Source organism: Candidatus Pelagibacter sp. (assembly GCF_052048095.1).
GTDB lineage: Bacteria > Pseudomonadota > Alphaproteobacteria > Pelagibacterales > Pelagibacteraceae > Pelagibacter.
This window is the reverse complement of record NZ_JBNAKG010000001.1, coordinates 871379-885250: the sequence shown is the minus strand read 5'-3', so window position 1 is coordinate 885250 and position 13872 is coordinate 871379. Positions and strand designations below refer to the sequence as shown.

The following is a 13872-nucleotide window of genomic DNA, read 5'->3' as shown; positions in this document are numbered from 1 at the left end:
TGAATTAAATATATTTGATATTAAAAAACACCTCACGGAGAGATGGCTGAGCGGTTGAAAGCACCGGTCTTGAAAACCGGCAAAGGGGCAACTCTTTCCTGGGTTCGAATCCCAGTCTCTCCGCCATTTTTACTTGGCCTTCAATTTAAAATCCTTAAATTTTTGCGTGATATTATTTTTTTTAAATTCAAATTCAGTGTCGAGATTTCTGTAAAACTTTAATAAATTATCATCATCAATTTCTATAAACTCATTTAATAGTTCTAAATGTTTTAAATCCAATTCCTCTAATATGCTCTTTACAAATGAGCCTATCAAATTATCCATTTCTTTTGTGCCTCGATAATTAGATCTGTAGAGAATTTTTTTTTTTAACGTATCTATATTGTTGTTCATTTGTAAAATATAATAACGATTCTAATGAATAACAACAATCATAACTATCTTTTATCTGACTTATCTAAATTAAAAGGTGTAGGAAAAAAGATTGAAAATTTACTTAAAAAAAAAGGAATAAATAATATTTTTGATCTATTATGGAAATTACCCAAATCTTATACAGATAGAAGTTTTACTTCTAAAATTAAAGATTTGAAAATATCAGATACACAAACTGTATCAGTAACACCATATAAATATTCATTTCCTAGAATTAGAAATTTACCTAACAAAGTACTTTGTAAGGATGAAACTGGAGATTTAGAGTGTGTTTTTTTTAATAGTTACGAAGGATATATAAAAAAGATTTTACCAATAGGAAAACTTGTAACTATAAGCGGTAAAGTATCACATTTTAGAAATAAATATCAGATAACAAACCCCAAGTATGTTTCTGAAAATGAGGAGCTAATTAAATCTAAACACAATGAGTACTCACTAACAGAAGGTATAACTCAGAACATTTATAATAAGATAATTAACCAAATTTTAGCAAATTTACCTAATTTAAATGAATGGCACAGTGCAAATATTTGTAAACTCTTTAAAAATATATCATGGAATAATGCAATTATAGAACTACACAAACCTGAAAATATTGGAAAATATTCTTCTGACTTCTATAAAAGATTGGTTTTTGATGAAATATTCTCCTCTTTTTTAGTTAATTCAGAAATAAGAAAAAAAATTAAGAAAATCAAAAAACAAAAAAAAATTTTTAATTTAAAAGGCCAAAATAAGATTATTTCAAAATTAGAATTTAAACTCACTAACGATCAAACAAAAGCGTTAATAGAGATAAATAAAGATTTAAATTCACCTAATAAAATGTTTCGATTGTTACAAGGCGATGTAGGAAGTGGTAAAACTATAGTTTCACTGCTAGCTGCATTAAATTGTATTAATTCCGGTTTTCAAGTCGCTTTTATGGCTCCAACAGAAATTTTAGCAAGACAACATTATAATTTAGCAAAAAATTTATTTTCAAAAAATATTTCTTTAGATTTATTATCTAGTAAATCAGAAAACAAAATTAAAAAAGAAACATTAAAAAGATTAATTGATAATAAGATTGATCTAGTTTTTGGCACTCATGCAATATTTCAAACTAAGGTAAAATTTAAAAAATTAGGGTTAGTAATTATAGATGAACAACACAAATTTGGAGTAAACCAAAGAAAAAAGCTTTCAGACAAAGGTGGTGATAATTGTGATGTATTATTGATGTCAGCTACCCCTATTCCTCGTACACTAACAATGACTATTTATGGTGATATGGATCTCTCTATAATTAGAGAGAAACCTAAATCTAGAAAACCTGTAATTACGTATAGCAAGCTTGATAGTAAATTAGATGATGTTTTAAAGTTTATCAAAAAAGAAATCAAAAATGATAATCAAGTTTTTTGGGTTTGTCCTTTAATTGAAGAGTCTAAAAAAATTGATCATGCCTCGGCAGTTGCAAAATACAATTTTTTATCAAAAATTTTTCCAAATCAAGTTGCTCTTCTTCATGGCAAAACTGATATTGATGAAAAAGAATTAATTTTAAATAAATTTTTAAATAAAGAATATAAGATATTAGTTTCTACTACTGTTATCGAAGTTGGTATTGATTTTCCTAATGCTAATGTAATTGTAATCGAAAATTCAAATAAGTTTGGTATTTCTCAACTCCATCAACTTAGAGGTAGAGTTGGAAGAGGACATAAACAATCAACATGTATTTTGATGTTTAAATCAAACCTTAGCGAAAATGCAAAAAAAAGAATTAATATTTTAAAAAATTCATATGATGGTTTTGAAATTTCTGAAGAAGATATGAAATTAAGAGGTTATGGAGATATCTTAGGCTTCAAACAAAGTGGTATAAAAACATTTAAATTAGCTGACCCAATACACAATAGCGACCTTTTTAAAATTGCAGAAAAAGAGATAAAAAGAATTGAAAATGATAATGAAGACATAAGTAATTTTAAACCATTATTAAAACTATACGACAGAGCTGATATTATAAATGATATAGCTTAATTTTTAGATGATGTGCCTGCGGATACAATAAATTTAGATGCTTCTTCGAAAGTCATATCTAAATAGATAACTTCATCAATTGGAAACATTAATAAAAATCCACTTGTTGGATTTGGCGTTGTAGGAACAAATACATTTATTAATTTTTTATTTGTTTTTTTTGCCATTTCTCCATTGTTTTCTCTTGTTGCAAAGCCTACAGCCCAAACACCTTTTCTTGGATATTCAATTAGTACAACACTTTTTTTACCATCGTCCTTTTTTGAAAACGTTTCGGTCATTTGAACGATTGCGGAATAAACTGTTCTTAAAAAAGGAATTCTTTTGAATAAGTCATCTATAAGTTTTAAAATTCTTTTTCCAAGAAAAGATAAAGATAAACCACCGACAAATGTGATGAATATTATTGAGATTAATATTTCTATACCTGGTATTTCAAATGGAAGGTAATTATTAGGGTTAATATTGTTGGGTAAAATTTTAGACGAAATACCAATTAAAATTTTACTTAAATATAGAGTAAATCCAATTGGAATTAATACAACAACTCCCGCAATAAAATAATTTCTTAAAATGAGTGAAAATGATCTTCTTTTTTTGGCCATCTAATTAATTGTAGCTTGAATAAATAACAAAAGAGATTGTAATTATAAATAATACAACTAATATTTTATTATTAAGATTCATAATATATAACTATTATCAACAAAAAATTAAAATGGATAGAAGAAAATTTTTAACTTATGCTGGTTGCAGTTGTTGTAGCTTTGTACTTAGCTCATGTTCTACGGCCCCTATCACAGACAGAAAACAACTTAAGATAATACCAGAGGCAAAATTAAATGCACAAGCTGCTCAAATTTACGAACAAATAAAAGAAAAAGAAGAACTAAGTAAAGACACAGCGAAGTTAAATGAAATTAAAGAAATTGGTAAAAAAATGGAAAATTCTATTAGCGAATATTTCGATCGTTCAAATATTGATGATCCAACAGTAAATTTTGATTGGGAATATATTTTAATTGATAATGATAAAATTAGAAATGCTTGGTGTATGCCTGGTGGAAAAATTGCTGTTTATACAGGTATATTGGATGTAACAAAAAATAATGATGGATTAGCAGCAGTGATGGGTCATGAAATAGCTCATGCTGTTGCAAAACATTCTGTTGAAAGAGCAAGTAGAGGAGTTCTAGTAAACACAGGTACAAGAGTTTTAGATATCTTTAGCGGAGGTATTTTATCTGACATAAATAGAACAACAGGAATGGATGCAGTTGGTCTTCTTTCTTCAATAGGTATTATGAATCCATTTAATCGTAAACAAGAGAGCGAAGCAGATTATTTAGGAATGATTTTTTCATCACTATCTGGATACGATATTAGAGAAACAAGAAAAATTTGGGAAAGAATGAAAGAATTTAATAAAGGAAAAGAACCACCAGAATTTATGAGCACCCACCCATCGTCTGATAATAGAATAAAAAACATTGATGAGTGGACTAACGATATAATATTAAAATATCCACCACTTGTGATTTAAGTGGTGAGCCGTGCTGGGCTCGAACCAGCGACCCATTCCTTAAAAGGGAATTGCTCTACCAACTGAGCTAACGGCCCACAAATCGAAAACGATTGAGGTTTATATACAGATTTATTTTTATATATCAAATAACAATTTGGACATATTTTGTATCGAAATTACAACTTATCAATGTATTTATCATGAAATTCATCAAAAGTACCTTTTTCAATATTTTCTCTGATAGCTTGCATTAATTCTTGGTAAAAATTGATATTGTGAAGTGTTAAAAGCATAGATGCTAATATTTCATTTGTATTAAACAAATGATTTAAATAATTTTTTCCATATTTATTTAAATCAAATTTGCTACAATTTTCATCTAATGGTGAGTTATCAGATTGATATTTGCTATTCTTTATATTAACTCTCCCATTCCATGTGAAGGCCAATCCTGTTCTACCAGATCGAGATGGTAATACACAATCAAACATATCTATACCTCTTTTAACTGCACCGATAATATCTGAGGGTGTGCCCACACCCATCAAATAATGAGGTTTATTCTCAGGTAAATAATCTTTTAATCCATCCAATACATCAAACATTTCTTTTTGAGTCTCTCCTACAGCTAAACCTCCTACAGCATAACCGTCAAAACCAATTTTTTGTAGACCATCTAAAGATTTAAGTCTCAAATCATTAAATAATCCACCTTGAATTATACCAAATAAACCTTTGTGAGGATTGTCACCAAAAGCTTTTTTTGACCTATCTGCCCAGTATAAAGATAAATTCATTGAGTCATTAATTATTTTATAATCAGTTGTTTTTTTTGGACATTCATCCATAATCATTACGATATCTGAATTTAATCCTAATTGAATTCTTATGCTTTCTTCAGGGCTTAAATAATATTTTTTACCATCTACATGAGAATTAAATATTGCCCCCTTCTCTCTATCTATTTTATTTAGTTTTGATAAAGACATGACTTGAAAACCACCTGAGTCAGTTAAAATTGGAAGATCACAGTTCATAAATTCATGCAACCCACCTGCTGACTGAATTCTCTCCACACCTGGTCTGATCATTAAATGGTAGGTATTTGATAATATAATATCTGAACCAGTTTTTTTTATATCATCAATGAAGCAAGCCTTAACTGTAGCTTGAGTTCCAACAGGCATGAACGCCGGAGTTCTAATATTACCTCTGTGTGTCTCTATTACGCCACGGCGTGCATGTTTATCTTTAATTAAAACTTTAAAGGCAAAATTCTTTAATGCCATTTAAAAAAATTTTTATAGTGATTTAAAACTTATAATTTTATCAGGATCATCAACAGCACCATTATTATTACTGTCACCTCTTTTGATGCTATCAACATGTTCCATTCCTTCAATAACTTTACCAAAGACTGTGTATTGTCTATCTAAGAATGGCGCAGGTTTAAAACAAATGAAGAATTGACTGTTTGCACTATTTGGATCTTGTGCTCTTGCCATTGATAAAGTTCCTCTTTCATGTGGTAAACTACTAAATTCTTGTCCTAAATCTGGCAAATCAGATCCACCCATACCAGCTCTTCTTAAATCAAAATTATCATTAGATGAATTACCAAATTGAACATCACCCGTTTGTGCCATGAAACCATCTATAACTCTGTGAAAAACAACTCCATCATATTTACCACTATCGGCTAATTCTTTAATTCTTTTAACATGATTGGGTGCAACATCTGGAAATAGTTCTATTTTAACATCTCCATCTTTTAATTTTAAAATCATTATATTCTCCTCAGCTATTGATTGATTGATTAATAAAAAAAATAAAACAAATAATTTTACAAATATATTTTTCATAATTTTTCTTTTAAAGATTTAATTGTACTTTTGGTAGTAAATTTTCCTATATTACCATTTAATTTCACTATTTCCTTTACAAATCTTGATGAAATAATTTGATTTTCTACATCTGACATTAAAAACAAAGTTTCAATTTTTGAATTCAATTTTCTATTCATCCCTGCAAGTTGGAATTCATATTCAAAATCAGATACCGCTCTAAGACCTCTAAGTATTATGTTTGATTTATATTTTTTGCATAAATCAGTTGTTAGTGATGAAAATGAAACAATGGTAATTTTTTTTTTGTTTAATTTTAAATCTTTGAATAAAGCATTTTTAACGATTTCTATTCTTTCGTCAGAATTAAATAAATAATTTTTATTATTTACGTCTGATACACCAACTACAATTTTATCAAATAAATTGAGTCCTTTTTTAATAACATCTATATGCCCATATGTTATAGGATCAAACGTTCCAGGATAGATAGCAGTTTTACTCATCAAACTAAATTATCATCAATTTTTGTTGCTGAAACAACTTTTTCATCTCCAGAAAGTTTGATAATTCTTACACCTTGTGTGTTTCTGCCTGCTGTTCTTATTTCTTTAACGGCTACTCTTATTACTCTACCTTTGTTTGTGGATATTAATATATCATCTCCATCATAAACAGGAAAAGATGATGAAATATTGCCATTTCTAGCTGAGTTGATAATACCTATTATACCCTTACCTCCTCTGTTTGTTACTCTATAATCATAATGAGAAGTTTTCTTACCATAGCCATTTTCTGTTATTGATAGTATAAATTTTTCTTTTGCTTTAATCTCTGATTTTTCTGCAGGAGATTTTTTTCCATTTTTGCTGCTTTTGTCGTTTTGGATTATAGATAAGGATACAATCTCATCATCTTTTGATAATTCAATTCCCTTAATTCCTTTTGACGATCTACCCTTAAAAACTCTTAATTTTTTCGTCTCAAATCTTATACATTTACCTAATTTAGTACTTAACATTGCGTCTTGATCATCTCTGCAAATTTTTACTCCAACAATTTTATCATTTGGGTCTAATTTCATTGCTATTTTACCTGCAGCATTAATTGATGAAAAATCTTCAAGGCTGTTTTTTCTTACTTTACCCTGAGCAGTAGCAAAAATAATCATTAAATCTTTAGATTCTGGATCATCTTCTGGATAAGGCATGATCGAACTAATAGATTGGTGACTCTTTAATGGTAATATATTAAATAATGATTTTCCTTTTGAAACAGAGGATCCTTCTGGAATTTTCCACGCTTTTACCTTGTATACCAATCCTTCTGTGGAAAAAAATAATACAGATGTGTGTGTATTGACTGATAAAGATTGAATTACAGAATCTTCTTGTCTAGTTGTAATACCAGTCTTACCTTTACCACCTCTTTTCTGTTGTTTAACATTATTGAGTGACCCTCTTTTAATATAACCCTGTAAAGTTACAGTGATTATTACTGCTTCTTTTTGAATGGTTTCCTCAATATCGTAATTTAAAACAGCATCTATAATATCGGTTCTTCTTTTAACAGAAAATTTTTCTTTAATATTTTTAAGCTCATCACTGATTACTTTAAGAAGTTCTTTTTTAGATGAAATAATTTTTTTGTATTTTGCAATTAATTCAGCAAGTTTTTTAATTTCGATTTCAATTTCGTTTATACCTAACGCAGTTAGTTTTTGTAATCTTAATTCAAGAATAGCAACCACTTGAGGTTCTGACAAACTATACAAACCTTTTGATTTTTTGTTTTCAACTAGTGAAATCATTTTTTGTGATTTATTAATTTTCCATTTAGTTGCTAATATTGATTTTTTAGCATCATCTGGTGTTTTGGATGAACGAATGATCTTAATTATCTTATCCAGATTTTCTACAGAAACAGATAAACCGATTAAAATATGAGCGCGTTCTTCTGCTTTCTTTAAATCAAATTTTGTTTTTTTAATAACTACATCTTCTCTGAAAGTTAAAAAGTTTGATAAGAAATCTTTTAAGTTACATGTTTGTGGTTTTCCATCAACTATAGCTAAAGTATTAAACCCAAAAGAACTTTCAATTTGAGTATTTTTATAAAGTTGCCTTTTTACAGTTTCAGGCTCAACTCCATTCCTTAAATCAATAGCTACCCTAATACCTTCTCTGCTTGACTCGTCTCTTATATCTTTAATTCCTTCTATTTTCTTTTCTCTAACTAATTGTGCAATTCTTTCATTAAGAACCGATTTGTTCACTTGATAAGGTATAGAGGTAATTACCAATCTTTCTCTGCCATTTTTCATTTGCTCGATTGAAATTTGACCTCTAACTTTAAAAGATCCTCTTCCTTTGCTATATCCTTGTTTGATAATATCTTTACCAATTATTATACCGCCTGTTGGAAAATCAGGTCCCGGTATGTGTTTCATTAATTGTTTAACTGTAATATCTTTGTTATCTATCAACGCTAATGTACCATCAATAATCTCACCCAAATTATGTGGAGGGATACTAGTTGCCATTCCAACTGCAATACCACCAGCTCCATTGACTAAAAGATTAGGATATTGAGCGGGTAAAACAGATGGTTCTTTCTCTGTTTCATCGTAATTGCTTTTAAATGATATGGTGTTTTTTTCGATGTCATCAATTAGAAATTGAGCAACTTTAGATAATCTAGTTTCTGTATACCTCATGGCAGCAGCAGGATCACCGTCTATAGATCCAAAATTTCCTTGTCCATCTACTAAAGGTAAGCTCATTGAGAAATCTTGAACCATTCTTACAAGAGCATCATATACAGATTGATCACCGTGAGGGTGATATTTACCAATTACATCTCCAACTATTCTAGCTGATTTTCTAAATTGTTTTGACCAATCATAACCACCTTTATACATAGCGTATAAAATTCTTCTATGAACAGGTTTTAAACCATCTCTGATATCTGGTAATGCTCTTGATACAATTACGCTCATTGCATAAGATAAATATGATGAGCTCATCTCATCGTGCATTGAGATTAGCTTTATATTATTATCCTTAGGCAATTCAGTTTTTTGCATTATCTATAAAAAAATTAAAATGGGATGTCGTCATCCATTTCATTTGATAATTGAGAATTATCTGACATATCATTTGAAATTTGTGACATAGAATCATTTTGAATTCCACCAGAACTATTTCCACCACCAAGCATAGTTAATGATGAATTGTATCCTTGAATGACAATTTCTGTAGAATATCTATCTTGTCCAGATTGTTCGTCTTTCCATTTTCTTGTTGTAATTTGTCCCTCAACATAAATTTGCGCACCTTTTTTAAGATATTGCTGAACAACATTTACTAATCCTTCATTAAATACAACCACACGGTGCCATTCAGTTTTCTCTTTTTTTTCACCAGTGTTTTTGTCTTTCCAACTTTGACTAGTTGCAAGGCTAAGTCTTGCAACACTTTTTCCATTTACCATTTGTTTGATTTCAGGATCTGCGCCCAAACGACCAATTAATAGTACTTTATTTAAACTTCCCGCCATAATATTTTAATATTTGTTAATTAAATTAAATAGATTTATATCACACTTTACTCTGAATAATAATTTTATTAGACAAAGCAACTAAAATTTATGATTAAAAAGATACTTATTAAGGGGGCAAAAGAACATAATTTAAAAAATGTTTCTCTTGAAATTCCAAAAGATAAATTTGTTGTCATAACTGGTCTATCAGGGTCTGGAAAATCGTCGTTAGCTTTTGATACTATCTACGCAGAAGGTCAAAGAAGGTATGTTGAAAGTTTATCTGCATATGCAAGACAATTTTTGGATAAGATGAAGAAACCTAATGTTGATCTTATTGAGGGATTAAGTCCGGCAATTTCAATAGAACAAAAAAATACATCCAAAAATCCTAGATCAACTGTAGCTACTGTAACTGAAATTTATGATTATATGAGAGTTCTATTTGCTAGAGCTGGCATTCCCTATTCACCCTTTACCGGTAAACCTATTACTTCACAAACTATTACTCAAATTGTTGATAAGATTAAAGAATTACCAAAGAAAGCAACAATTTATTTATATGCTCCAGTAGTCAGAGGAAGAAAAGGTGAATATAAAAAAGAAATTCAAAGTTATAAGAGAAGAGGATTTAGAAAAATTAAAATTGATAACGTTTTATACGATATTGAAAAGTCTCCAGAACTAAATAAAAAAGTTAAGCACGACATTTCAATATTAGTTGATAGAATTGTATTAAACTCTTCTTTGGGTAATAGGCTTGCTGAAAGTATTGAAACAGCTGTAAATTTAGCAAATGGACTTCTTTTTGTAGAATATGAGGACGAAACTTTACCGAAAAAATTTAGAAAAGTTGAAAATTTAATATTTTCTACAAAATTTGCTTGTCCTGAAAGTGGTTTTACAATTGAAGAAATAGAACCAAGATTATTTTCATTTAACAGTCCATTTGGAGCGTGTGAAGAGTGTGAGGGTATTGGTGTAAAACTTAATGTGGATCCAAATCTTGTAATACCAAATGATAAAAAAAGTATTGCTGATGGAGCAATTGAACCATGGGCTAAAACTACAACTATGTATTATGCTCAAACTTTAGCTTCTTTAGCTAAACATTATGGATTTTCTTTAGAAGATAAATGGAACAAAATACCAAAAAAAATAAGAGACGTAATTCTTTATGGATCTGATGATGAGGAAATTAAGTTTAATTATGATGATGGTTATGAAGCTTATTCGCACAAAAAAACTTTTGAAGGTGTTATAAATAATTTAGAACGACGATATTTAGAAACAGATAGTGATTGGAAAAGAGAAGAAATTGCTCAATATCAATCAGATACTAAATGTGAAAGATGTAATGGACATAGATTAAAAGATGAAGCACTTTGTGTTAAAATCGACAATCTTCATATCAGTGAAGTTACAGAGAAATCTATAAGTGATGCTGCAAAGTGGTTTAATGATTTAGAAAAAACACTAGATAAAAGACAATTAAAAATTGCAGAACACATATTAAAAGAAATTAACGAAAGATTAAAATTTTTATTAAATGTAGGATTAGATTATTTAACTCTATCTAGAGAGTCTAGCACATTGTCTGGTGGTGAGGCTCAAAGAATAAGATTGGCTTCACAAATAGGTTCAGGACTTACAGGGGTATTATATGTTTTAGATGAACCATCTATTGGGTTACATCAAAAAGATAATGTAAAATTAATCAGTGCTCTAAAAAGATTAAGAGATCTAGGTAACACTGTAATTGTTGTTGAACATGATACTGAGACAATGGAAAATGCAGATCATATTATTGATCTTGGTCCAGAAGCCGGTAGTAAAGGTGGTGAAGTAATTGCTCAGGGATCCTTTAAAGATATTTGTTCAAACAAAGACAGTATTACAGGAAAATATTTATCTAATAAGTTTAGAATAGACGTCCCAAAAAAAAGACGACTTGCAAAAAATGGAAGGTTTTTAGAAATAACTGGAGCTTCAGGTAATAATTTAAATAATGTGAATTTAAAGATACCTTTAGGAAGTCTTACATGTGTTACTGGAGTTTCTGGAAGTGGAAAATCTACTTTAGTTTTACAAACATTATATAATGCTCTTAATCTTACTTTAAATAATAATAAATCAAGAAAAATACCAAAACCATTTAAAGGTTTTAAAGGAACAGAACTTGTAGATAAAATAATTGATATTGATCAATCACCGATTGGTAGAACGCCAAGATCTAATCCCGCAACATACACTGGTGCATTTGGTCCAATTAGAGATTGGTTTACGGCTTTACCAGAGTCAAAATCTAGAGGTTACAAACCTGGTAGATTTTCATTCAATGTTAAAGGCGGTAGATGTGAAGCTTGTGAAGGAGATGGAGTTATAACTTATGAAATGCATTTTTTACCTGACGTTTATATTCAATGCGATGAATGTAAAGGTACTAGATACAATAGAGAAACATTAGAAATAAAATTTAAAGATAAAAGTATTGCAGATGTTTTGAACATGACTGTTGATGAAGGTTGTGATTATTTTGAAAACATATCCAATATTAAATCAAAATTACTAACTCTTAAAAAAGTAGGCTTGGGATATATAAAAATTGGTCAACAAGCTACTACCCTATCAGGTGGAGAAGCTCAAAGGATTAAGCTTGCAAAAGAACTGTCAAAAAGATCAACCGGAAGAACAATGTATATTCTAGATGAACCAACAACAGGTCTTCATCAGCATGATATTAAGAAATTACTAGAAATTTTACATACATTTGTAGCTTTAGGGAATACTGTAGTTGTTATTGAGCACAATTTAGATGTAATAAAAACAGCTGATTATATTGTAGATATGGGTCCTGAAGGTGGCGTAAAGGGTGGAAAAATCATAGCTGAAGGTAAACCAGAGGAAATAAGTAAAATTAAGGATAGTTATACTGGTAAATTTTTAAAACCTCTTCTAAATTAAATATTAAATTTTAACTATTTTTAGTGTATAAACTAACGACTCATGAGTAATTTATTATCTTCTTTATCTAAGACAATTCATGCCTCTCTAGCATTAGCTATTATTTTGTTTCTTGGTTTATTTATGCAAAATGATGGATTTAGTTTTGATAGAGCATTTTGGAGTTGGGTTGCAAGATATGTTCATGTAGTAGTTGGTATTATGTGGATTGGATTACTTTGGTATTTCAACTTTGTGCAAATTCCAAATATGGGAAAAATTCCAGATGAGCAAAAACCTGCAATAGGTAAAGTAATCGCTCCTGCTGCTTTATTTTACTTTAGATGGGCTGCTGCATTTACAGTTTTATCTGGATTAATTTTAGCTGGATTAAATGGATATTTGCATGATGCAATGACATTTAGTATTGGTTCTGGAATTCCAAAACATACAGCTATAGGCATTGGCATGTGGCTTGGTCTTGTAATGGCGTTTAATGTTTGGTTCGTAATTTGGCCAAACCAAAAAAGAGCTTTAGGTATTGTTGAATGTGATCCAGAATTAAAAGCTAAGTCTGCAAAAACTGCAATGCTATTTTCAAGAACAAATACTTTGTTATCACTACCTATGTTACTAACTATGGTAGCAGCGCAGAATTTATATTAATTAATCTTTATCTTCTCTAAGAACAGTTTTTTGAGAAACTTTTAGTCTAACTAAAACAGTGTTAGCTATGTAAATTGAAGAGTATGTTCCAAATACTACACCAAGTATCATTGCTAAAGAAAATCCTTTCAATATTTCACCACCAAAAAAGTAAATAGCTAATAACGCTAGTAAAGTTGTAACCGAAGTGATTATAGTTCTAGAAAGTGTTTCGTTAATTGAAATATTGGTCAATTCAAAGATTTTTATGTCTGCATACTTTCGTAGATTTTCTCTTACTCTATCATATATTACAACCGTATCATTCATTGAATAGCCAACAATAGTAAGTACTGCTGCTATAATTGATAAATTAATTTCTAAACTAAATAGCGAAAAAATTCCTAGTGTAACTAAAACGTCATGAAACAGTGCAAGGATTGCACCTAGACTGAATTGCCATTCAAATCTTATCCAAATATAAAATAACATTACAGCTAGTGAAACTGATATAGCTATAATTCCAGATTTTAATAATTCACCACTTACTTTTGGACCAACATTTTCTACTCGCCTAAAATTGAAGCTTTTTCCAAAAGAATTTTCTAACGTAATCTTAATTTTTTCAATTATATTTTTTTGAGTATTATTTTCAAATTTGATTAAAAAATCTTTTTCATTTCCAAAATTTTTGACAGATACATCTCCTAAATTCATATTCTTTAAAGAGTCTCTTAATGAGGAAATATTTATTTTGTTATCTGAAGATCTTAATTCAATTAAAGTTCCACCTTTAAAATCAATACCAAAATTCAATCCTTTAAAAACAAGTAATAGTATCGATGCTGTTATTAATAAAATAGATACAATATTAAAGAAATTATAATACTTATTAAAAGATATCAT

Annotated in this window: 12 protein-coding genes and 2 tRNA genes; 5 read left to right on the top strand and 9 right to left on the bottom strand. The window is 29.2% G+C overall.

The window, feature by feature from the left end; translation table 11 throughout:
- The first annotated feature begins 36 nt into the window (after positions 1-36).
- A tRNA-Ser gene (locus ACTT9P_RS04605) sits at positions 37-126 on the top strand.
- A gap of 3 nt (positions 127-129) precedes the next feature.
- On the opposite strand, the gene ACTT9P_RS04600 is transcribed toward ACTT9P_RS04605, so the two are convergent.
- Positions 130-396, bottom strand: coding sequence for a succinate dehydrogenase assembly factor 2 (locus ACTT9P_RS04600; protein WP_440909519.1), 267 nt, complete (start codon positions 394-396; stop codon positions 130-132).
- A gap of 24 nt (positions 397-420) precedes the next feature.
- Between ACTT9P_RS04600 and recG the strand changes: the two genes are divergently transcribed.
- On the top strand, positions 421-2469 hold the full coding sequence (recG, locus tag ACTT9P_RS04595) for an ATP-dependent DNA helicase RecG (protein ID WP_440909518.1): 2049 nt from the start codon (positions 421-423) through the stop codon (positions 2467-2469).
- Here recG and ACTT9P_RS04590 read toward each other — a convergent pair.
- Positions 2466-3074 carry a DUF502 domain-containing protein gene (locus tag ACTT9P_RS04590; protein ID WP_440909517.1) on the bottom strand — a complete coding sequence of 203 codons (609 nt, stop codon included), beginning with the start codon at positions 3072-3074 and terminating at the stop codon, positions 2466-2468. The genes recG and ACTT9P_RS04590 overlap by 4 nt on opposite strands.
- Positions 3075-3187: 113 nt before the next feature.
- On the opposite strand from ACTT9P_RS04590, the gene ACTT9P_RS04585 reads away from it, so the two are divergent.
- Positions 3188-4012 carry a M48 family metallopeptidase gene (locus ACTT9P_RS04585; RefSeq protein ID WP_440909516.1) on the top strand — a complete coding sequence of 275 codons (825 nt, stop codon included), beginning with the start codon at positions 3188-3190 and terminating at the stop codon, positions 4010-4012.
- A 1-nt stretch (position 4013) separates the two neighbouring features.
- Here the strand turns inward: ACTT9P_RS04585 and ACTT9P_RS04580 are convergent.
- From ACTT9P_RS04580 to ssb, 6 genes are all read right to left on the bottom strand, one after another.
- A tRNA-Lys gene (locus ACTT9P_RS04580) sits at positions 4014-4089 on the bottom strand.
- Positions 4090-4170: 81 nt separating this feature from the next.
- Positions 4171-5283 carry a tRNA guanosine(34) transglycosylase Tgt gene (gene tgt / locus ACTT9P_RS04575; RefSeq protein WP_440909515.1) on the bottom strand — a complete coding sequence of 371 codons (1113 nt, stop codon included), beginning with the start codon at positions 5281-5283 and terminating at the stop codon, positions 4171-4173.
- A gap of 12 nt (positions 5284-5295) precedes the next feature.
- Positions 5296-5856, bottom strand: a complete 561-nt coding sequence (locus tag ACTT9P_RS04570) for a peptidylprolyl isomerase (RefSeq protein ID WP_440909514.1) — start codon at positions 5854-5856, stop codon at positions 5296-5298.
- Positions 5853-6344, bottom strand: a complete 492-nt coding sequence (gene coaD / locus ACTT9P_RS04565; protein WP_440909513.1) for a pantetheine-phosphate adenylyltransferase — start codon at positions 6342-6344, stop codon at positions 5853-5855. Before coaD ends, ACTT9P_RS04570 begins: the two co-directional genes overlap by 4 nt.
- Positions 6344-8923: a DNA gyrase subunit A gene (gene gyrA / locus ACTT9P_RS04560; RefSeq protein WP_440909512.1), complete on the bottom strand. Its 2580-nt coding sequence runs from the start codon at positions 8921-8923 to the stop codon at positions 6344-6346. The genes coaD and gyrA overlap by 1 nt, the downstream gene beginning before the upstream one ends.
- 14 nt (positions 8924-8937) lie before the next feature.
- On the bottom strand, positions 8938-9396 hold the full coding sequence (ssb, locus tag ACTT9P_RS04555) for a single-stranded DNA-binding protein (RefSeq protein ID WP_440909511.1): 459 nt from the start codon (positions 9394-9396) through the stop codon (positions 8938-8940).
- Between the two features lie 90 nt (positions 9397-9486).
- Between ssb and uvrA the strand changes: the two genes are divergently transcribed.
- Entirely contained in the window at positions 9487-12342 is a 2856-nt protein-coding gene (uvrA, locus tag ACTT9P_RS04550) for an excinuclease ABC subunit UvrA (protein ID WP_440909510.1), read from the top strand.
- 42 nt (positions 12343-12384) lie between these two features.
- Positions 12385-12987: a urate hydroxylase PuuD gene (locus tag ACTT9P_RS04545; RefSeq protein WP_440909509.1), complete on the top strand. Its 603-nt coding sequence runs from the start codon at positions 12385-12387 to the stop codon at positions 12985-12987.
- Here ACTT9P_RS04545 and secF read toward each other — a convergent pair whose 3' ends face one another.
- A complete protein-coding gene (gene secF, locus ACTT9P_RS04540) occupies positions 12988-13872 on the bottom strand; it encodes a protein translocase subunit SecF (protein WP_440909508.1) in 885 nt (294 codons plus the stop codon).